At 55.4% G+C, this 21,589-nt stretch carries 19 protein-coding genes and 1 pseudogene; 3 read left to right on the forward strand and 17 right to left on the reverse strand.

What is annotated here, in order from left to right; all coding sequences use genetic code 11:
* Positions 1-18: 18 nt before the first annotated feature.
* From AC13CY_RS02435 to AC13CY_RS02475, 9 genes and pseudogenes are all read right to left on the reverse strand, one after another.
* Positions 19-1,269, reverse strand: a complete 1,251-nt coding sequence (locus AC13CY_RS02435; protein WP_253557088.1) for a 2-oxo acid dehydrogenase subunit E2 — start codon at positions 1,267-1,269, stop codon at positions 19-21.
* A 17-nt stretch (positions 1,270-1,286) separates the two neighbouring features.
* On the reverse strand, positions 1,287-2,264 hold the full coding sequence (locus AC13CY_RS02440) for an alpha-ketoacid dehydrogenase subunit beta (protein WP_062361275.1): 978 nt from the start codon (positions 2,262-2,264) through the stop codon (positions 1,287-1,289).
* A gap of 1 nt (position 2,265) precedes the next feature.
* Positions 2,266-3,468, reverse strand: a complete 1,203-nt coding sequence (locus tag AC13CY_RS02445) for a thiamine pyrophosphate-dependent dehydrogenase E1 component subunit alpha (RefSeq protein WP_062361277.1) — start codon at positions 3,466-3,468, stop codon at positions 2,266-2,268.
* A 151-nt stretch (positions 3,469-3,619) separates the two neighbouring features.
* A complete protein-coding gene (locus AC13CY_RS02450; protein WP_054641107.1) occupies positions 3,620-4,396 on the reverse strand; it encodes an ABC transporter permease in 777 nt (258 codons plus the stop codon).
* Positions 4,386-5,351 (reverse strand): ABC transporter ATP-binding protein, encoded by a 966-nt coding sequence (locus tag AC13CY_RS02455; RefSeq protein ID WP_054641108.1) that lies wholly within the window; start codon positions 5,349-5,351, stop codon positions 4,386-4,388. The genes AC13CY_RS02450 and AC13CY_RS02455 overlap by 11 nt, the downstream gene beginning before the upstream one ends.
* Positions 5,348-6,547, reverse strand: a complete 1,200-nt coding sequence (locus tag AC13CY_RS02460) for an ABC transporter permease (protein ID WP_062361280.1) — start codon at positions 6,545-6,547, stop codon at positions 5,348-5,350. Before AC13CY_RS02460 ends, AC13CY_RS02455 begins: the two co-directional genes overlap by 4 nt.
* Before the next feature lies 1 nt (position 6,548).
* Positions 6,549-6,851 (reverse strand): annotated as a pseudogene (locus AC13CY_RS02465) (glycine betaine ABC transporter substrate-binding protein); the annotation flags it as partial.
* A gap of 105 nt (positions 6,852-6,956) precedes the next feature.
* Positions 6,957-8,342, reverse strand: a complete 1,386-nt coding sequence (gene cysS / locus AC13CY_RS02470; RefSeq protein WP_044629416.1) for a cysteine--tRNA ligase — start codon at positions 8,340-8,342, stop codon at positions 6,957-6,959.
* 11 nt (positions 8,343-8,353) lie between these two features.
* Positions 8,354-10,033 carry a glutamine--tRNA ligase/YqeY domain fusion protein gene (locus AC13CY_RS02475; protein ID WP_062361283.1) on the reverse strand — a complete coding sequence of 560 codons (1,680 nt, stop codon included), beginning with the start codon at positions 10,031-10,033 and terminating at the stop codon, positions 8,354-8,356.
* Between the two features lie 156 nt (positions 10,034-10,189).
* Between AC13CY_RS02475 and AC13CY_RS02480 the strand changes: the two genes are divergently transcribed.
* On the forward strand, positions 10,190-10,690 hold the full coding sequence (locus tag AC13CY_RS02480; RefSeq protein WP_044629418.1) for a peptidylprolyl isomerase: 501 nt from the start codon (positions 10,190-10,192) through the stop codon (positions 10,688-10,690).
* A 14-nt stretch (positions 10,691-10,704) separates the two neighbouring features.
* Positions 10,705-11,496 carry a UDP-2,3-diacylglucosamine diphosphatase gene (locus AC13CY_RS02485; RefSeq protein ID WP_054645075.1) on the forward strand — a complete coding sequence of 264 codons (792 nt, stop codon included), beginning with the start codon at positions 10,705-10,707 and terminating at the stop codon, positions 11,494-11,496.
* 58 nt (positions 11,497-11,554) lie between these two features.
* On the opposite strand, the gene AC13CY_RS02490 is transcribed toward AC13CY_RS02485, so the two are convergent.
* The 8 genes from AC13CY_RS02490 to AC13CY_RS02525 all read right to left on the reverse strand — a co-directional run bounded on the left by AC13CY_RS02490 (position 11,555) and on the right by AC13CY_RS02525 (position 20,948).
* Positions 11,555-13,372: a SurA N-terminal domain-containing protein gene (locus AC13CY_RS02490; protein WP_062361284.1), complete on the reverse strand. Its 1,818-nt coding sequence runs from the start codon at positions 13,370-13,372 to the stop codon at positions 11,555-11,557.
* Positions 13,373-13,483: 111 nt separating this feature from the next.
* A complete protein-coding gene (locus tag AC13CY_RS02495) occupies positions 13,484-13,756 on the reverse strand; it encodes an HU family DNA-binding protein (protein ID WP_054641109.1) in 273 nt (90 codons plus the stop codon).
* Positions 13,757-13,947: 191 nt separating this feature from the next.
* The gene (gene lon, locus AC13CY_RS02500; protein WP_172514498.1) at positions 13,948-16,374 is read right to left on the reverse strand and encodes an endopeptidase La; all 2,427 of its coding nucleotides are present in this window, start codon (positions 16,372-16,374) and stop codon (positions 13,948-13,950) included.
* Positions 16,375-16,573: 199 nt separating this feature from the next.
* Positions 16,574-17,854, reverse strand: coding sequence for an ATP-dependent Clp protease ATP-binding subunit ClpX (clpX, locus tag AC13CY_RS02505; RefSeq protein WP_062373880.1), 1,281 nt, complete (start codon positions 17,852-17,854; stop codon positions 16,574-16,576).
* 74 nt (positions 17,855-17,928) lie between these two features.
* The gene (gene clpP / locus AC13CY_RS02510; protein WP_044629424.1) at positions 17,929-18,546 is read right to left on the reverse strand and encodes an ATP-dependent Clp endopeptidase proteolytic subunit ClpP; all 618 of its coding nucleotides are present in this window, start codon (positions 18,544-18,546) and stop codon (positions 17,929-17,931) included.
* 65 nt (positions 18,547-18,611) lie between these two features.
* Entirely contained in the window at positions 18,612-19,964 is a 1,353-nt protein-coding gene (gene tig / locus AC13CY_RS02515; protein WP_074210538.1) for a trigger factor, read from the reverse strand.
* Positions 19,965-20,115: 151 nt separating this feature from the next.
* Entirely contained in the window at positions 20,116-20,484 is a 369-nt protein-coding gene (locus AC13CY_RS02520) for a hypothetical protein (RefSeq protein ID WP_044629426.1), read from the reverse strand.
* Positions 20,485-20,486: 2 nt separating this feature from the next.
* Positions 20,487-20,948, reverse strand: a complete 462-nt coding sequence (locus tag AC13CY_RS02525; protein ID WP_044629427.1) for a flavodoxin — start codon at positions 20,946-20,948, stop codon at positions 20,487-20,489.
* A gap of 157 nt (positions 20,949-21,105) precedes the next feature.
* Here AC13CY_RS02525 and AC13CY_RS02530 point away from each other — a divergent pair, with 157 nt between their 5' ends.
* A complete protein-coding gene (locus AC13CY_RS02530) occupies positions 21,106-21,312 on the forward strand; it encodes a DUF2788 domain-containing protein (protein WP_044629428.1) in 207 nt (68 codons plus the stop codon).
* The last annotated feature ends 277 nt before the right edge of the window (positions 21,313-21,589 follow it).

The following is a 21,589-nucleotide window of genomic DNA, read 5'->3' on the forward strand; positions in this document are numbered from 1 at the left end:
AGCAAGGTGCCTACACGGTTAAGTCAGATGAAGCAGCATGCTTTCCGGCGCCTCTAGAAAGCCTTTCCAGGCGTTGCAAAAACGGGCAATGGTACCGCCATCAATAAAGCGATGATCGCCTGCCCAGGTGACCGTCAAGATAGCCCGGCGCTGCACAGCCCCGTGCTCATCAAAGCGCGGCAGCCACTGGGTTTTGCCAATGGCCACAATGGCGGCTTCCGGCGCATTAATAATCGGCGCAGCGTAGGTTCCCCCAAGAGCACCAATGTTGGAGATACTAATGGTGCCGCCCTTTAGATCCGCCTGCTCCACGCGCCCTTCCCGAGCGGCATTGGTTAGCCTGCCGACCTCTTTGGCAATCTCAAACAGCGTTAAGCCCTCGACACCTTTCACGTTAGGTACCAAAAGCCCCGCTTTGCTATCCACCGCCATGCCGATATTGCACTGGTCGTAGTAGCTCAGCTCGTTGGCTTCGCTGTTTAACTGTGCATTGATGATCGGCGTCTCCGCCACGGCCAGCGCCATCGCTTTCATAAAGAACGGCATCAGCGTGAGCCGTTCGCCCTGCGCCTCTACCTGCGGCTTGAGCCGCTCGCGCAGCGCCAACAGCTCCGTGACATCAATCTCTTCACCGTAGTGAAAATGAGGAATGGAGCTAGCGGCCTCTACCATGCGCTTGGCCATCACCGCCCGCACGCCGCGCAGCGGCTCTACTTTTGAGGGTGCTAAGCCTGTGCTTGATGGCATCGAAACACTGGCCGTTTGGTGAGATACCGCTGGCGCGTTGAGGTGCGCTAGCACGTCTTCTTTCAACACTCGACCATCTTTGCCACTGCCTGAGATCTCCGACAGGGCTAGGCTGTGCTCGCGTACTAAGCGGCGCACCGCAGGGCTAGCGGGCACTTTGCCTGCAGCCGCCGGGGTAACGGCTTGGCTTTTAGGCGGCGGGCTATTTTCATCAGCGGCCACCCCGTGGCTACTGGGCGGCGCTGGAGGTGCCTGCTCGGTAGCAGCAGTATCGCTGTTCATCTGACCGGCGGCTTGGTATGCATAAAGCGGCGCGTGAACCTTGGCAATCTTCCCCTGGGCCACATACAGATTGGTGACCGTCCCGGCTTCTGGCGCGGTGATTTCCACCAGCGCCTTGTCGGTCATCACTTCGACTATCGGCTGATCCTCTTCGATGGTGTCGCCTTCGGCCACGCGCCACTCCACCACTTCACACTCTACGATACCTTCACCGATATCTGGCAGTAAAAAATCACTCATGGCTGTTCTCCCTGGCGCTAAAAGTTCACGCTTTCGCAAATCGCTTCAAAAATTTTCAGGTGGTCGGGCAAGTACTCTTTCTCCAGCACAAGTGGGAAAGGCGTATCCAGCCCGGTAACCCGAGTAATCGGCGATTCCAGATAGAGAAAACAGCGCTCCTGTATCGTCGCGGCAATTTCACCGGCAAAGCCGCCGGTGAGCGGCGCTTCATGACTAACAATCATACGGCCGGTTTTGAATACCGACTCTGCCACGGTATCCACATCCCAGGGCAGCAGCGAACGCAGGTCGATGACCTCGCAGGCAATGCCCTGCTCTTCGGCAAGCTCGGCGGCTTTGCTGATCACTTCCATCTGCGCACCCCAGCCCACCAGGGTAATGTCGGTGCCCTCTTTGATCACCTCCGCTTCACCAATTGGCAGTTGGTAGTCTTCATCGGGCACTTCACCTACGGCGGCACGATAGAGCCGTTTTGGCTCTAAAAACAGCACGGGGTCGGGGTCACGAATCGCCGCCAGCAGCAGCCCTTTGGCTTGATAGGGGTTGCGCGGCACCACCACTTTTAAGCCCGGCGTGTGGGTAAAGTACGCCTCAGGTGATTGCGAGTGGTATAAGCCCCCGGAAATGCCGCCACCATAGGGTGTGCGAATGGTGAGCCCGCCTACGTTGAAGAGATCCCCAGAGCGGTAGCGGAATTTGGCGGTCTCGTTAACGATTTGATCAAATGCGGGGAAGATGTAATCCGCAAACTGAATTTCAGCGACGGGAACAGAGCCTTGTGCGGCCAGTCCGTTAGCAAAGCCAATAATGCCTTGCTCCACCAGCGGCGTATTAAAGCAGCGCGCTTTGCCGTACTTCTCTTGTAAATGGCTGGTGGCTCGGAAAACACCGCCAAAAATACCCACGTCTTCACCAAAGCAGATGACTTTCTCATCTTCCGCCATGGCGATATCCAGCGCGTTATTAATCGCCTGGAGCATGTTCATCGTCGCCATATTACGCCTCTCCCTGAGTATCAGTGGCTGACGAAAGCGTCAGATCTAGCGATTTTGCGCCGCGCGGGTAGGCATCTGGGTAGCGGCGAATATGGCGCTTCAACTGATCCAGCTGGTGCTGTAGCGCAGGTGTCACATCGGCGTAAACATCGCTGATTAACGACTCCAGCGGCGGCGGCGGGCGTTTTTCGGCGCGCTTCATGGTTTCCAGCACTTCACGGCGCAGGCTCTCCTGCTGGGCAGCTTCCTCTTCATCGCTCCACCACCCTTTCTTCGCCAGCCAGCGCTGCATGCGTAGCAAGGGATCTTTGGCGCGCCACGCTTCCTCTTCGCTCTTAGCGCGATAGCCCGAGGGGTCATCCGAAGAGGAGTGGGCAGCCAACCGGTAGGACATGGCTTCAATCAGCACCGGCTGGTTCTGCTCAACGGCGATTTTTCGCGCTTGGCGGGTCGCTTCATATACCGCTAGGGCGTCGTTACCATCCACGCGAATCACGTGCATGTGGTAGCCAAAGGCACGGGGAGCAATGCCGTCAGCGGCAAACTGTTCTGTGGAGGGAGTAGAAATAGCGTAGCCGTTGTTGCGGCAGAAAAAGATCACCGGCACCTGATGCACCGCGGCCATATTAAGCGCGGCGTGAAAGTCCCCTTCTGAGGCTGCGCCTTCGCCAAAAAAGGTCAGCGTACAGTGGCCTTCACCGGCCAGCTTTTGGCCATAGGCATACCCGGTGGCTTGAGGAATCTGCGTCGCCAGCGGCGATGAGATGGTCATGTAGTGCAGCTTGCGAGAGCCGTAATGAATCGGCATTTGGCGGCCTTTGCCGTAATCAAGCTCGTTGCCAAATAGCTGATTCATAAACTCGTCGATAGAGAAGCCGCGATACATCAAGGCGCCTTGTTCGCGGTACTGAGCCATGATCATATCGGCGTCATCTAGTGCTGCAGCCGCACCCACCACGGCGGCTTCTTCACCGGTGCACTGCATATAGAAACTGAGCCGCCCTTGGCGTTGGGCAGCCATCATGCGCTCATCAAGAATGCGGGTGGCTAGCATGGCCTGGTACAGCCTACGAGCGTGGTCTCGGGTGAGAGCGGGCTCTTCGCCACCCGGATACAGCTCACCATCCGGGTTGAGTAGACTGAACGTCTCGATCGAGAATTCATCACCGGTCATGAAGGCCGGCTGGTGTACGTACTGAGTCATCATTATTATCCTTGTTTTTACCCTTTTTGAGGGTAGTGTTGTCGGTCATGACCGTTTATGCCAGTGGATTTATCTGACACGGGTCAACGCAACACTGGGACAGTAACTCAGTGCAAGCCGTTTAGGGATTCAACTTAAGACGCAGAGAGCATTAAGAAGCAGAGAGGCGTTGGCGCAGCCGCTTCTGGTAGACGTTAAAGGCGCTATCCGCGCTCAGCGCCAGCAGTGCAATCAGCAGCGCGCCTTGCAGCACGTAGGCCATATTACCATTGACGATACCGGCAATAATCGGATCACCCAGGTTGCTAGCCCCTACCGTCGCCCCAAGGGCTGCCGTGGCAATATTGATCGTCACGGAAGTACGTACTCCTGCCAATATGACAGGAGCCGCTAAGGGAAGCTCCACGTGACGCAGCACCTGCCAAGGGGTCATACCCATGGCCTGGGCCGCCTCTTTGATGGTCGCGTCAACATCGTTAATGCCCGCCAGCGTATTGCGTACGATTGGCAGCAGCCCGTAGAGCATTAGCGCAACAATAATAGGCAGCGTACCAAACCCCAGAACGGGCACCGCCAGCGCCAGCACCGCTACCGGAGGGAACGTTTGCCCTAAAGAGCCCAACTGGCCCACCAGAGGCAAAAAATCCCGCCCTCGCTCGCGGGTAACGGCAATACCTGCCGCCACACCAACCGCAATGGTGACCACTGCCGCCACGCCAACGACTAACACATGGCGGCCCAGCAGCTCGTAAAACGCCGCGCGATCATAGACGACTTGCCGGGCGTCAGGCTCTACCCAGCGAAACAGGCCCTCTAGGAGCGGCATGCCGACGATGCACATCGCCAGTAGCGCGACCCAAATAAGCGGCAGAAACCATTGAATGCTCGGTGCGTTCGGCAGGCTGACGGTGGCAGAATTACGCGTCACGTTGGCTCACCTTATCCAACTGCGCCTCTTTAACGATGCGGCGCAGCGAAAGCTCCCCTATTGGCACATCGCCTTGATCCACCACGGTTAAGCGGTCGCAGTGGTCCCGCAGCATCATGGAAAGCGCTTGGCGCAGCGAGAAATCGGCGGGAATTCGAGATTGTGCCGGCAAAGTAGGCCCAAGCGATGTCATGTGATCTTTTACGCGCGTTAACGCTGCCTGCTTCAACCCCCGCTCAAGCCCACCGAGCAGGGATTCCACAAACGGATCAGCGGGCCGTTGAAGCAGTGCCAGCGGCGTGCCCTGCTGGACAATACGGCCATCACGCATGACGACCAAATGGTCGGCTAACTTCAGCGCTTCATCCATATCGTGGGTCACGAACACAATGGTTTTGTGTAACCGTGCCTGTAGCTTGGCCAGCTCATCCTGAAGCTTTTCCCGGGTAATGGGGTCCAGAGCACCAAACGGCTCATCCATCAGTAGTATATCGGGGTCTGCGGCTAAGGCACGGGCCACCCCGACCCGCTGCGCTTGACCACCTGAGAGCTGATGGGGATATTTATGCGCAAACTCGCCCACCGGCAGGCCCAGTACGCCCATCAGTTCCTCTACACGAGCGGTAATTTCTGTAGCGGGCCATTTCAGCAACCGAGGCACTAAGCCAATATTGCGCGCGACGTTCCAGTGGGGAAACAGCCCGGTACTCTGGATCACATAGCCGATTCGCCGACGTAGTTTTACTGGGTCGTACTGCTCAATCGCCTGGCCATCCAGGATAATATCGCCGCTGCTATGCTCAATCAGCCGATTGATCATGCGTAGGGTGGTGGATTTACCGCATCCAGAGGTCCCTACCAACGCACAGAACTTTCCTTTAGCGACCCGCAGCGTGATGTCTTCCACCGCGGTATCGTCACCAAACTGTTTTGAAACGTGGGAAAGCTCTATCATTCCTGTCCTCCGGGACGCAGCGCGTCTGCCAACGCTCCTAATCCTGCGTCCACTATCAGTGCCAAGATCAGAATGGGCAGTGCGCCCAGTAGCACCATATCCATGGCGGCTTGCCCCAGCCCTTGAAAAATAAACGTCCCTAGACCGCCAGCACCTATCAGTGCCGCCACTGCCGTTAGCCCAATCGCCTGTACAGCCGTAATGCGTACGCCTTCTAACAGTACGGGAAGCGCCAATGGAAAACGCACCTGCCAAAAACGCTGCCCGGTACGCATACCCATGGCTTTAGCGGCCTGGAGCGTCTCAGCGCTGACCTCTTCCAGAGCAATGTAGGTATTACGCACCATGGGCAGCAGGCTATAAGCAATTAACGCAATCAGCGCTGGAGCATTGCCGATACCGCTGACACCCAACGCTGCCAGCGGGGGTACGTTAGCCGCCAGCCAAGCGAGCGGCGCTAGCAGTAGTCCAAACAGCGCCAAACTTGGGATGGTTTGTAAAAAGTTCAGCAGTGTAAACGCGATTTTTTGCAGGCGCTGATAGCGACGCATCAGCATCGCTAACAGCATTCCCAGCACCACGCTAACGCCCACGGCTGTGCCCACCAAGGCAATATGTTGACCAACGGCCTGATAAAACTGCCCCTCACGGGCCTGGAACTCTTGCACGAGGGCAAGGCGATCCAGCCAAAGCGCGGCACATCCCCACCAAGCAATGCCCACGCCTGCCAGCAGCAGCGTTGGCCACCAGCGGGATAACCCTAAGCGTAGGCGTAGCTCTACCAAACAGAGCAACAGTACGAACAGCACGGTCCAGTAGGCTGCGCCAATGCCGAGTCGCGCCTGGGGTAACGAGGGGTCGACCAACCAGTGGCCTGCCACCATTAAGCCAAACGGCATCAACAGCAAGATGAGTATGATGATGCCCAGCATCGCCCGGTAGTGCCTTGAGGTAGGCACGGACGACAACGCCGCCATGGCGATAAAGAGCAGTGATACCAGTGCCGCGCCCGGCCAGCTAATGGCGTCTACCATGCCAAAAGCCGTGCCGGAAACAATGCGATTAGGAGCAACACTGACAAAGCTTAACAACCAAGCGGCAGCCAGCATGGCACCGCTTAGGCACAACAGCACAACATTCGGGTGCCATGGGCGTCGTTTAAACGATGGCGAGGGCAAGGCGTCGATTAACGACATTTTCAGCACTGTTCCATACCGGGCTATCGGTCATGTCAAAGAAGAAAGCACCGTTGCCGGTGTATTCGGGATACAGATCAACCTCACCCGCCTGCAACGCGCTGCGTACCACGCAGCTACCACCAAGCTGAAGCCGATCTTCCGTTGGAATACCGTTGCGCTCCAGCGTCTGAATAATTAACTCGCCTAGTACCGAGCCTTCGGTATCGATTTTAGAAGAGACCACGATGGGGTCGTTGGCACTGGCCGTGGAGAGCACCGTTGATAAACAGGCAGCCATGGCAGGTGTGAACAATGAGCGCATGGAGTCGTCCTTTTCAATGAACTTCTGGGGCGTATCGTTTCAGTATAAGAGCCTGCTGCGTTGAAGTCAGACGCCGCAGTAACGACGCCTGACTGTTTACAACGATTAAGGCGCTTCGATCACCCAGGTGGTTCCTTCCCGAGAATCTTTGAGAATAATGCCAAGCGCTGCCAGCTCATCACGAATAGCATCAGCGCGGGCAAAATCCTTACTTCCTTTCGCCGCTTGTCGCTCGGCGATTTTTGCTTCGATCTCTTCTTCGCTCAGCGCTACCTGCTGCTGGGCGCCTTTTAGAAACGTTTGTGGCGTTTGCTGCAGTAGTCCCAGCACACCGGCCAAACGCTTTAATTCACCAGCCAAGCGTGGTGCCTCTGCTGGCTGATCACTTTTCGCTCGGTTGAGATCGCGGGCCAAATCGAAAAGCGCGGCCAAAGCGATGGGCGTGTTGAAGTCGTCGTCCATTGCCGCTGTGAAGCGCTCCGCGGCATCGCTGGCGGCTGCCTGCTCGTCGGCGTTCACTCCGTCTAACGCCGTATACAACCGCGTTAGCGATTTGCGCGCTTCGACCAGCGAATCCACTGAGTAGTTAATAGCGCTACGATAGTGGCTTGCCACCAACAGGTAGCGCACCACTTCTGGATCGTGCTCGGCTAGCACGTCGCGGATGGTGAAGAAGTTGCCCAGCGACTTGGACATCTTCTCTTGGTTGACGCGAACGGCTCCAGCATGCATCCAGGTGTTGACGTAGGTTTTACCTGTCGCCGCTTCCGATTGAGCAATCTCGTTTTCATGATGGGGAAAGGTCAAATCCGGCCCACCGCCATGAATATCGAAGGTGTCCCCCAGGCAGCAGGTGGACATCGCGGAGCACTCGATGTGCCAACCCGGTCGCCCGTCTCCCCAGGGGGAATGCCAGTGAGCTTCACCGGGCTTGGCCGCTTTCCAGAGCACGAAATCCAGCGGGTCTTCTTTGTGCACATCCACGTCGACCCGTGCACCAGAGCGCATGTCATCCAGCTGACGGTTATTCAATTTGCCGTAGTCGGTGAACTTGCGCACTCGGTAGTAGACATCACCATTGGCCGCGGCATAGGCAAAACCTTTGTCGATGAGCGTTTCGATCATCGCGATAATGTCGTCGATGTGCCTCGTTGCCCGGGGCTCCTGACTGGGTGGCAGCACGTTGAGGCGAGCTTCGTCCTCATGCATCGCGGCAATCATGCGCTCGGTGAGCGCGTCGATGGGCTCGCCGTTCTCCTCGGCCCGCTTGAGGATTTTATCGTCGATATCGGTGATGTTGCGCACGTAGGTCACGTCATAGCCGCGATGGCGCAGGTAGCGGGTAATCACATCAAAGGCCACCATCACCCGGGCGTGGCCAAGGTGACAGTAGTCATACACCGTCATACCGCAAACGTACATGCTGACCTTGCCGTCGACAAGGGGCTTAAAAGGCTCTTTGCGGCGTGTCAGCGTATTGTAAATATGCATATGACGTTTCCTTATCCCTTCTGTTTGATTTTCGCCCAGCTATCTTTCAAGCCCACGGTGCGGTTGAACACCAGGTGGTCGGCAGTGGAGGCGTGACGATCGGCGCAGAAGTAACCGACTCGCTCGAATTGGAAACGATCTTCCGGCGCGGCACTGGCCAGGCTTGGCTCGCCAATGGCATGGCACACCACCAGCGACTCGGGATTCAAATGCTCGAGGAAGTCGACGTCCTTATCACGATCGGGCTGCTCGACCATGAACAGGTTGTCGTAGAGGCGCACTTCCATCGGCACGCCGTGGGCCGCGCTGACCCAGTGAATCACGCCTTTCACCTTGCGGCCTTCCGGGTTTTTACCCAGGGTGTCGAAATCGACGGAGCAGTGCAGCTCAATAATCTCACCTGCATCGTCTTTAATCACGTCATCACAGCGAATTACGTAGCTGTTGCGCAGGCGCACTTCTTTGCCCGGTGCTAGGCGGAAGAATTTCTTCGGCGCGTCTTCCATAAAGTCGTCTTGATCGATGTAGAGCTCACGACCAAAAGGAACTTTACGCATCGGCATGTCTTCACGCGCCGGGTGGCCTGGCACCTGGTACACTTCCTCGTGATCTTCCGGCATGTTGGTCAGCACCACTTTTAGCGGCTTGAGCACGCACATCGCCCGGGGTGCGTTATCTTCCAGGTCCGAACGAATGGCGTGGGTCAGCATGGCGATATCCACCAAACCACCGTCGGAACGGGTCACGCCGATCATTTCACAGAATTTACGAATCGAAGCGGGCGTATAGCCCCGGCGACGCATACCGGAAATGGTCGGCATTCGCGGGTCATCCCAACCATCGACGATCTGCTCATCCACCAACAGCTTCAGCTTACGTTTGGAGGTCAGCGTGTAGTCGAGGTTCAGTCTGGCAAATTCAATCTGGCGCGGCTTGGCGGGCACCGGCAGATTGTTCAAGAACCACTCGTATAGCGGGCGGTGGTCTTCGAACTCCAGCGTACAGATGGAGTGAGTAATACCCTCGATGGCATCCGACTGACCGTGGGTAAAATCGTACGAGGGGTAGATTTTCCACTTGTCACCTGTTTGGTGGTGATGCGCATGACGAATGCGGTACAAGATCGGATCGCGCAAATTGATGTTGGGCGACGCCATATCGATTTTGGCGCGCAGCACTTTTTCCCCTTCACCAAACTCACCGTTACGCATCCGTTCTAGAAGGTCCAAGCTCTCTTCGGCGCTGCGCTCGCGGTAGGGGCTAGGCTTGCCGGGCTCGGTCAGCGTACCCCGATACTCGCGAATCTCATCCGGAGACAGGTCATCCACATAGGCTTTGCCTTCACGAATCAGATGCTGCGCCCAGGCGTAGAGCTGGTCGAAGTAGTCGGAGGCAAAACGTACCGGGCCTGCCCACTCAAAGCCCAACCAGCTAACGTCTTCTTTGATGGCGTCAATGTACGCCTGCTCTTCTTTTGCTGGGTTGGTGTCGTCAAAGCGCAGATGACACTCACCACCAAACTGCTCTGCCAACCCGAAGTTCAGACAAATCGACTTGGCGTGGCCGATGTGCAAAAAGCCGTTGGGCTCCGGAGGAAAGCGCGTCACAATTTTGGTGACCTGGCCGCCCGCTATCTCGTCGCGTACTTGGTTGCGAATGAAGTTCGGCGCTGGGGTGGTCTCGTTGGTCATGGTGGTGTTGATAACCTCATGGTAGATGGCGTGCTGGGCAAACGATGCAAAGGCAATCAGGGTTAGCGCTTCGCGGTGCCGAGCAAAACCGCTATTATAACGTGACGCCGATGCACAGCGCCAAGGCGAACGCTTTTATTGAACAGGAATTTATCCATGATCGTATTACAGACGAACTACGGTGACATCACCATCGCGCTCAATCATGAAAAAGCCCCGGTTACGGCAGCCAATTTCGAGCAGTACGTGCGCGACGGTTTTTACGACGGCACGCTGTTCCACCGGGTCATCGATGGTTTCATGATTCAAGGGGGCGGCTTCGACCAGGAGTTCAACCAGAAGCCGACACGCGACCCCATCGAAAACGAAGCCGACAACGGTCTGCAGAACACCATCGGCACGCTGGCCATGGCCCGTACCCAGGATCCCCACTCTGCCACCGCCCAGTTTTTCATCAACGTCGGTAACAACAGCTTCCTGAACCACAGCGGCAAAAGCCTGCAAGGCTGGGGTTACGCGGTATTTGGTGAAGTAGTGGACGGCATGGACGTGGTCAACGCCATCAAGGCCGTGAGCACCACGCGCCGTGGCATGCACGCAGACGTGCCCGCCGAAGACGTGGTCATCGAGCGCGCCTACCTGAAGGATGCGGAATAACCGTCGGGAGTCTTATGCGTACGCTGCTGATCGCTGACATGCATTTGAGTAACGACACCCCTGAGCTCAATCAGGGGTTTTATCGTTACCTGGAGCATACCGCCAAAGGGGCCGAGGATCTTTACATTCTGGGCGACCTGTTCGACGCCTGGATCGGAGACGACTTGCTGGATACGCCTCACCCCCTCAGCGGGGTGGCCCATGAGGTGATCAAGCGCCTGCGGGCACTGAGCGATGCGGGCACGTCCATCTTTTTCATTCACGGCAACCGGGACTTTCTGATCGGCGAACGCTTCATCAACGCCTGTCAGGCCACCCTGCTGCCCGACAGTGAGCAAGTGGAATTGCAGGGCGTAGCCGCCGTCATTCTGCACGGTGACAGCCTGTGCACCAAAGATGAGGCCTACATGGCGTTTCGCGCCCAGTCTCGCCACCCTGAGTGGCAGGCGCAGATCCTGGCCATGCCGCTGGAGCAGCGGCTAGAGTTGGCCAAGAGCCTGCGTATGCAGTCTGGGGATGCCAACGCCAACAAGGCCGAAGCCATCATGGATGTGACCCACGCAGAAGTCGTGACCACAATGCAGCGCCATGGGGTGAACATCATGATCCATGGCCACACCCATCGCCCCAAGGTCCATGACCTCACCGTCGAAGACGTGCCTGCCAAACGCTTTGTGTTAGGCGATTGGGATAGCGAACACGGCTGGGATATTGTCGTGGAGCACTCGAGCGAGCGCCACCCAGAGCCCGTACTGCGCCAGTTCTCGCTGATCCAGCCGCCTGGTAGCGACAGCGAATCGCATTGAGCCATTGAGCACAGGCCCCGTCATGAAAAAGCCGATCACATGGATCGGCTTTTTAGTTTTAGCGCTCTATCCTGGCATCACTGCGCAGGTCATCGATCAATCCTTGAATGATCGCCTGAGCCCGCAGTTGTTCTGCCATTTGTGACACGAAAGCATTCATCTGCTCGTCGGCCTGCCCTTCGTTGACACTGTCCAATGCAACGACAGCAACGCCCTGAGGCAAGGTCACGGCACGGTAAACGCTGTCGCCCTCTTCAGGGTGTGGCATGCGGAACACTTCACGGATCAGCACCTGAGGCAGCGTACTGTCAGACTGGCGAGAGACGTTATTGGCTTCCAGCCACTCCAGCTCAACGGCATCGCCCGCACGGAGCAAGGCGATCAATTCTGCTGCCTGCTCCTGAAGTGCTTCTTGGCGCTGCTGAGCAGCAACAGCCTGCTCTACTTCATCGCGCACTTCATCTAGGGGCAGAACAGTTGCATCACGATGCTCGGCAACACGAAGCACTAAGCGGCGGTCGTTGTCGAGCTCAATCACTTCGCTGTTGTAGCCCTCTTCCAGCACGTCAGCGCTGAACGCCTCATCCAGCACGCCCGGCTCGGAAAGCGCTCCTTCACCTTCCCCACGCGCCAACCAGTCGCTCTCGTTGAGCGTCAGGCCGAGGTCATCCGCAACGGACTGCAGATCGTCTGCCGCGAAGCTCTCATCGATCAGACGCTGCACCTGACGATTGAAGTCATCATTGACCTCACGCAGCGCCACTTCCTGAGCCAAACGGTCACGCTGCTCTTCGAAAGAAGGCGCATCCAGCTCGGTAACCTGCAGAATATGGAAAGCACCGTCCATTTCGACGACCTGGGACGTCTCACCGACCCCAAGGGCAAACGCTGCGTCATCGAAGGCATCACCAAAGAAGCCGCGACTGATCACGCCCAGATCACCACCCTGCTCGGCACTAGCGGTGTCATCCGAAAAACGCACGGCGGTATCGGCGAAACTCTCACCACGGCTCAGGTCAGCCAGCGCTTCATTGGCTAGCTGCTGGGCCTCTTCACGGCCACGCTCGGAACCAAAGGTCACCATGATATGGGAAACACGACGGTTGGCATCGCGATTCTGCTCACGCCAGGCAGCGCGGAGTTCGCTCTCGTCCACAGCAATATCTTCAGCCATGGCCTGGCGGTCGATCACCACGTACTCGACGCGCACCTGTTCCGGGCGCTCGAAGCGTTCCTGGTTGGCGTCATAGTAGGCCTGCATCTGCTCCTCGGTGACCTCTACTTCATAAGCAGCATCATTGGCATCCAGCATCACGTAGCGGAAATCTCGCTGCTGGCCTTGCAGGTCTGCCAGACGCTGCTCTTCATTGGCCAAGCTGAAGTCACTGAATGCCAAGCCCTGCTGCAGTTGCTGACGCTTGATATCCATCCGCAGCTCTTCACGGAACGAGAGCGGCGTGTAACCCGCTCCTGCCAGACGATTCCGGAAAATTTCTGCAGAAAAGCGCCCATCCTGATCATGAAACTCAGGCAGTGTCACGATCATCTGGTCAAGCTGAGCGTCGGAGACGTAAAAACCGCCGTCCTCAGCATACTGACGCAGTAAAGACTGAGTGATGAGCTGGTCGAGCATATCGTTGCGCAGTGCCCGCTCCTGCTCAGGAGGCACTTGCCCAGAACGCAGCGCGCGCTGCACTTCTAGCTCAACTTGCTGACGCATAATGGGTTCGCCATTAACGCTCGCCACTTCATTGGGGTCGCTACCAAAGACACTGAACAGCGACTCCACACCAAAAAGCGCCATGGCCGCGACCATGACACCAATGATTATCTTGGCACCCCAGCTTCTGGAGCCATCTCGTATACTTTGCAGCATGCTAGCCTCAGATCATCAAAGCCATCTATTGCCCAAACCATCGGGCCAGAAAAGAACATGGGCGCATCGCGGATGCGATGCGCCCATTAGGTTACAGCAAACGCGAGCCAATTAGTTGACGGCGTCTTTCAGCGCTTTACCGGCTTTAAAGCTGGGCACTTTTGCTGCGCTGATTTCGATTGGCTGACCCGTTTGGGGGTTGCGACCAGTACGCGCAGCACGCTCTTTAATAGCGAAGGTACCAAAACCTACCAGAGAAACACTCTCGCCTTTTTTGAGGCTATCGGTGACAGACTCCACCATGGCATCCAATGCGCGGCTTGCCGCTGCTTTAGGAATATCTGCAGATACGGCAATAGCTTCAATCAGCTCGGACTTATTCACACTTCACCCCTTAACTGTTTCAAAAAATGGCTCTGAACGGCACGGCCACCAAGTGCATCAACCTCAAAGCATAGCTGCGTTTTATAGCAATGCCTTGAAACACCTGTCAAGCGACCGGACCGTGAAATGCCCGCTGCTCAAGGCATTGGGCAAACTTATTAAGTAAAATTAAAGCAAAACTGCTTTAACGCTTAATGGGTGCTTGCAACAGCATTTGCATTGAAAGACTTATCTGCGCCCTTTAATGAAGCGCCTTCGGCAACATTCTCTGCCAGCGCCACGGACAGCACGTCATCTATCCAGCGTACGGGGCGAATATCAAGCGCTCCTTTGATATTCTCCGGTACTTCCTTGAGATCTCGACGATTTTCCTCAGGGATTAAGACGGTCTTTATACCACCCCGCCTAGCCGCCAGCAATTTCTCCTTTAGACCCCCAATCGGTAATACTTCACCACGCAGGTTTACCTCCCCTGTCATGGCCACATCGCACCTTACTGGCCGCTGAGTATAGGCGGAGACAATCGCCGTTACCATGGCAATACCAGCACTGGGCCCGTCTTTAGGTGTGGCACCTTCGGGCACATGGATGTGCAGGTCTTCGTTTTCGAAGCGCTGGGGGTCAATTCCATAGGCCTGAGCACGCGCCTTCACGACGGTTTGTGCTGCACTTACCGACTCTTTCATGACATCACCAAGCGAACCGGTCTTGTTAATACGACCTTTACCTGGCGTCACTACCGACTCAATGTTGAGCAGCTCCCCACCTACGGACGTCCAAGCCAAGCCGGTTACACGACCGACTTGGTCCTCCTGCTCCGCCAAGCCATAGCTATAGCGGCGCACACCGGCATAAGTCTCAATCTGATCAGCGGAGAGCACTTGCTGCGCCTGCAGCTTGTTGCCTGCCTTATCTTTCGAGGTGCGCTCAGCTTCTAAGCGCTCACGCAGCACTTTACGACACACTCTAGCGATCTGACGCTCAAGCTCGCGCACACCCGCCTCACGAGTGTAGTAGCGCACCAACTCAAGCAACGCGTCGTCATTCAGCGCTAGCTCTTCTTCCTTAAGCCCATTAGCTTCTAGCTGCTTGGGTAGCAGGTAGCGCCTAGCGATGGCGAGCTTCTCGTCTTCGGTGTAGCCCGGTAGACGAATAATCTCCATACGGTCCAGCAGCGGGCCTGGGATATTCATTGAGTTCGCGGTACAAATAAACAGCGTCTCAGAGAGGTCGTAATCCAGCTCAAGGTAGTGATCACTAAAGCTGCTGTTCTGCTCGGGGTCCAATACCTCTAGAAGCGCTGACGCCGGATCACCACGGTGGTCCATGCCTAGTTTATCCACCTCATCCAACAGGAAAAGCGGATTTTTCACCCCGGCACGGCTCATACGCTGTATCAGCTTGCCTGGCAGCGAGCCAATATAGGTGCGGCGATGGCCACGGATTTCCGACTCATCGCGCACACCACCCAGCGCCAGGCGGACGTACTTACGATTTGTCGCGCGGGCGATGGATTGACCAAGGGACGTTTTACCTACCCCAGGTGGGCCTACCAAGCAGAGCACCGGCCCTTTCATTTTCCGTACGCGCTTTTGTACGGCTAGGTACTCAAGAATGCGCGCCTTCACTTCTTCCAGGCCGTAATGATCTTCATCCAGCACCTGCTGGGCTTTTACCAGATCGTGCTTAACGCGCGTGCGCTTTTTCCATGGAACGGCAATTAGCCAGTCCAGATATGAGCGCACTACGGTCGCCTCAGCAGAATTGGCAGCCATCATTTTGAGCTTATTAAGCTCTTGAGTCGCTTTATCAGACGCCTCTTTGGGCATCCCAGACTCTTTGATCGCCTGTTCGTACTTTTCGGCTTCGTTGGGTACATTATCCAGCTCACCCATCTCTTTCTGGATGGCCTTCATCTGCTCATTGAGATAGTACTCACGCTGCGTTTTTTCCATCTGCTCTTTAACACGCGAGCGGATGCGCTTCTCGACCTGGAGCAGATCAATCTCAGACTCAATCAGCGCCATCAGGTGTTCAATACGGTCGCGTACGCGATCCATTTCGAGCAGCTCTTGCTTGTCACCAATTTTCAGCGACAGGTGGGCGCAGATGGTGTCGACCAAACGGCTAGGGTCTTCGATGCCCGACAGCGAGTTAAGCACTTCGTTGGGCACTTTCTTAGACAGCTTGACGTACTGCTCGAACTGATTGAGCAGGACACGCACTAGCGCTTCTTGCTCACGACTGGTAAGCGGCTCGCTTTCACGTGGGATTAAGTGCGCCTGAGTGTAGCCCACTTCATTTTCTTCGATATCGATAACATCAGCGCGGAAGCTGCCTTCAATCAACACCTTTACAGTGCCATCAGGCAGCTTAAGCAGCTGCATGATGTCAGCGACGGTCCCCATCGCGTAGAGGTCCGCATTATCAGGATCATCCTGTGAGGCCTCGCGCTGAGCCACCAGCAGTACACGCTTGTCGGCTTCCATCGCTGCCTCTAAGGCTTGAATGGACTTCTCACGGCCAACAAAAAGCGGAATAACCATTTGCGGATACACAACCACATCCCGCAAAGGCAACAGGGGTAGACATTGTGTCTGATCGGCGTTCTGCTGCATCGCAGACGTTCCTCAAATTCGGATGAGTACTTGAAGGGTACTTAGCCAAGTACCTCACAGTATGAAAGGGCATGACACGATACATCACCGTGTGCTGGCCAGCCGTTTCAACAATAACGTAGAACAACAAGGGGCCGCCTAGGCGACCCCTTGGTTTGGCACAAGCGGTGAAAGCTAGGCCGTGGTACGTACCGAAGGGTTAACCGTCAGTACCGTCGACCCGCGCTTCTTCCTGCTGCGAGTAGATCAACAGTGGCTCGCTTTCGCCAGCAATGACGGAACCATCGATGACGACCTTGCTCACCCCTTCCAAGGAAGGAATTTCATACATGGTATCCAGCAGCACAGACTCTAGGATAGAACGCAGCCCACGAGCACCGGTTTTACGTTCCATGGCTTTCACAGCCACAGCCCGTAAGGCGTCGTCTCTAAACTCAAGCGTGACGCCTTCCATCTCGAAGAGCTTGGCATACTGCTTGATCAGCGAGTTTTTCGGCTCAGTCAAAATCTGAACCAGTGCGTCTTCTGTCAGCTCAGTCAGCGTTGCAATCACTGGCAGGCGCCCCACAAACTCAGGAATCAAGCCAAACTTGACCAGATCCTCTGGCTCGACATCCGCGAGTAGCTCGCCAACGCCTCGCGAAGACTCTTTGCTTTTCACGCTGGCATTGAAACCAATACCGCCTTTCTCAGCACGGTCGCGAATGACTTTATCCAAGCCAGCAAAAGCACCACCCACAATAAACAGGATATTGGCCGTATTGACCTGAACAAACTCCTGCTGGGGATGCTTACGCCCACCTTGGGGAGGAACGGACGCCGTTGTGCCTTCAATTAGCTTCAGCAGCGCCTGCTGTACGCCTTCGCCAGAAACATCACGGGTAATCGACGGGTTATCCGATTTACGCGAGATTTTGTCGATTTCATCGATATAGACGATGCCGCGCTCGGCTTTCTCAACATCGTAGTCGCACTTTTGCAGCAGCTTTTGGATGATATTTTCAACATCTTCACCCACATAGCCTGCTTCGGTCAGCGTCGTTGCATCAGCAATAGTAAAAGGTACATTCAATAGCCGCGCCATGGTCTCGGCGAGGAGCGTTTTACCGCTACCCGTCGGGCCAATTAGCAGGATGTTGGACTTACCTAGCTCCACATCGCCTTCACGTACTTCTGACTTCAGACGCTTGTAGTGGTTATAAACCGCTACAGACAGCACCATCTTGGCGCGGTCTTGTCCGATGACGTAGTCATCCAATGTATGACGTATTTCGCGGGGCGTAGGTAAACGCTCCTCATCGCTCTCGGCATCGGCTTCGAGAACTTCTTCGCGAATGATGTCATTACATAAGTCGACACACTCATCGCAGATATACACGGACGGGCCGGCAATCAGCTTACGAACTTCGTTTTGGTTTTTACCACAAAACGAGCAGTAAAGCAGTTTGCCACCTTCGTCCTTGCCTTTGCCGTCGGCCATTCGCGTACCTCTGTCACTGCGGCGGCTGACGCCGCCTGAAAAGCTCGTTAGAAAAGCAGAATCCTATCACGCTATCAGGATGTAGGTCGCTTATCCAGCACTGCGTCAATCAAGCCATACTCTTTTGCTTTATTGGCGCTCATAAAATTGTCGCGGTCAGTATCCTGAGCCACTTTCTCAACATCCTGGCCAGTGTGGTGAGCCAGAATTTGATTCAGTTTCTCACGAATACCGAGAATTTCACGGGTGTGAATCTCAATATCCGACGCTTGACCTTGGTAGCCACCTAGCGGCTGGTGAATCATCACGCGGGAGTTAGGTAAGCAGTAACGCTTGCCCGCAGCGCCTGCTGTTAGCAGGAGCGCGCCCATGCTGGCAGCCTGACCAATACATACGGTGGAAACATCCGGCTTGATAAACTGCATGGTGTCATAAATTGACATACCCGCCGTTACCGAACCACCGGGTGAATTGATGTAAAGATGGATATCCTTATCGGGGTTTTCAGACTCAAGAAACAACAGCTGCGCCACGACAAGGTTAGCCATGTAATCTTCTACCGGCCCTACCAGGAAAATCACACGCTCTTTTAAAAGGCGCGAGTAGATGTCGTAGGCTCTTTCCCCTTTGGCGCTCTGCTCAACCACCATGGGCACTAAACCGCCGGCGTTTTGAATATCAAACTCACTCATTCGGGTGATTCCTTGCGTCCGGTAAGGGAAAAGCGCACCCAGATAGGGTGCGCCACGCGATGAGATCAGGCGCCTGCCTGTTCGCCCTCTTCGGCCTTCTCATCTTGCTCAGCCTGCTGCTGAGCAGCAGCCAACGCTTGCTGGTAAGACATTTCGACGTCTTTGACGTTCGCTTGCTCAAGCAGCTTCTCAACGGCCTTCTCTTCGAGAATGGCAGATTTTACCTGGGTTTTCAGCTGCTCATTACCCATGTAGTACTCAACCACTTCGGATGGATCTTGATACTGCTCAGCCAGCTCTTCTACTTTGGCTTTGATGGCCGCGTCGTCTGCGTCCAGTTCATTGGCTTTGATCACTTCAGCTAGCAATAGACCAACCTGAACACGGCTCTTCGCCTGCTCTTCAAATAGCTCATTCGGCAGCTGGCTAACGTCAAAATCGTCACCCAGGCCAAACTGCTGAGCGGCTTGACGCTTCATGCCGTCCGTTTCTTGCTGAACCAGCGCGGTGGGCACGGGAATGTCGTTCGCTTTTTTCAGCGCATCCAGCACCTGCTGCTTAACACGGTTGTCAACAGCCTGAGCCGCTTCGCGGGTCATGTTCTTTTTAATTTCAGCACGGAATTTGGCTTCATCGCCGTCTTCTACACCGAAACGCTCGATGAACTCAGCATCAACTTCCGGCAGTTTCTGGCTGCTTACTTTGTGAACGGTCACCTTGAAGGTGGCGTCTTGACCGGCCAGATGCTCGGCTTGGTAATCCGCTGGGAAAGTAACGGAGATGGTTTTTTCTTCGCCTGCTTTAACACCGATCAGTTGCTCTTCAAAACCTGGAATGAAGCTGTTAGAACCGATGACCAACGCGTGGCCTTCTGCACTGCCACCTTCAAACGGCTCGTCGCCCAGGAAGCCTTGGAAATCGATGGTGACTTGGTCACCGTCAGCAGCGGCAGCGTCAACTTCTTCCCATGCGGCGTTTTGCTTACGCAAGGTATCGATCATTTCATCGACATCTGCTTCGCTGACAGACACAACTGGGCGCTCAACGTCTGTACCTTCGATAGAGGTCAGCTCAACCTGCGGGTAAACTTCCATTACCGCAACGAACTCAAGGTCTTTACCCTCTTCATTAACTTTTGGCTCAATCTGCGGGAAACCGGCAGGGTTGAGTTCTTTTTCTGTGATCGCGCGAACGTAGCGTTCACGCATCACTTCGCCTACCACTTCACTGCGCACGCTGTCGCCATAGCGCTGACGCACGACGGCCATTGGCACCCGGCCTTGGCGGAAACCGTTCAGGCGAACGTTTTTCGCGGTGTCTTTCAAGCGAGCGCTGACGGCCTCGTCGATTTCTGCTGCCGGCACTTGAATCGTGATACGGCGTTCGATCTGGGAGGTCGTCTCGACGGAAACTTGCATGAATTGTCCTCTAGCGGCTGGGCGTTGTGTTGATTGCGTAAAATATGTTCAAGGGGGCAATTTTAAGAACCCTGACGCATGGTGGCAAGCGCCATGCTCGCAAGATGGGGGCGCAAGCACCAATTACAAGGGTTTAAAGGTACAAAAATCGTTACTCCCGCGCAGACCACCACAGGGAAACCGCATGCAGCAGCAGACCACACGTCGCCGCGTGAGAGATAAAGACCTGCCAGCTAATCCAATCAGTAAACATGGCGTGCCAAGCCCCCATCACCAGCGCCCCGAGCACTAGCATGATCGCTAGACGCTTTATTAGTGCTGGTAGCGCCTGACGAGCCTCTTGAGACAGCATCCTCCACTGGAACGCGGCTGCGCCAGCCACTAGCACCAAGGCCATCAGCAGAAGGGTTTGGCGCGTCTCATGCCCTCCCACCATATAGCGCGGGAGCGCAGCGAGCATCACGATGCATAAGCCAACCGCTACGCTCACTCGCTTGGGAGAGTAAACCGTTTGCTGCATGGCTATGCTACCTTTAGCTTCTGAGCATCAATCCACTCCTCTACCCACGGCACCGCTGCATCATCCGCCATGAAGGTTTCCATCGCGTCGATTTCAAGGCGCTCACCTAAACGGTGGGCACCATGATCCTGCAGCAACTCATCTAAGGCTCTCCCCGCGCCACAGAACGTATCACCGTAGGAACTATCGCCAAGCGCGATCAACCCATAACGCAGTCCCGCCAGCGAGGGACTTTGATCTTTTAGACTGCGAATAAAGGGCACAAAGTTACCGGGAAAATCACCGCTCCCCGTGGTAGACACACAGAAAAGCGTTAGATCACTGGCTTGGGAAACATCGTCTACAGAGGGCTGTTCTGAAATATCAACGTCATAGCCCGCCTGCTCAAACAGCGGCTTTACCTGCTCAGCAACGTCTAACGCACCACCATACATGGTGCCGACCAGAATGGTTAACTTAGGCATTGGCCTACTCCTCGGCAAAGTTGTCGTACTGCGCTTTGTTAAGTCCGCAAAGTTCAGTCGACAAATACCTGATGAATTTGCTCAAATATTAACACGACTGACAAAAATGACGCACGCCCCACCATGGGCTACCGACAATCGTTCAACAGGAGCGCTTATGCAGCAGACCTTTGAGACATGGATCACGCCCATTATGGTTGGCGGCCTGATCATTTTTATGTGTTTTATTATTTGGGATCTCGCAAAAAAATCGAACGCAGGTAAATTTGGCACGATTATGTTGTTTGTGGTATTAGGTGCCGGAATGTTGGGCTACGTCATTAAAGTGGTGATCACTTGGCTGATTGAGGGTGGAGGTATTTAGCCAGATAGCGCCCTATTTGTAGCCTATAGCGACTAGGGTGAGGCGTCTCCGCGTCATCCCTCTCACAGAACCGTACATACGGACCACGTATACGGCTGATGCCATTAACTTACCCCGAATACGGGGACAGTGATGCCGGTTCTGACCCTGGTCAGATGCAATAACCGTAAGTCATTATGCAGGTAGGCATTGGGGATCGCATGGTGGGACAGCGGTGAAGCGCCATTACGCCAGGTTTGCATCTTGATGAACTTAAACGGGGGGCGATAGCGCAGCT

It is taken from the genome of Vreelandella sp. L-15, from assembly GCF_056857635.1.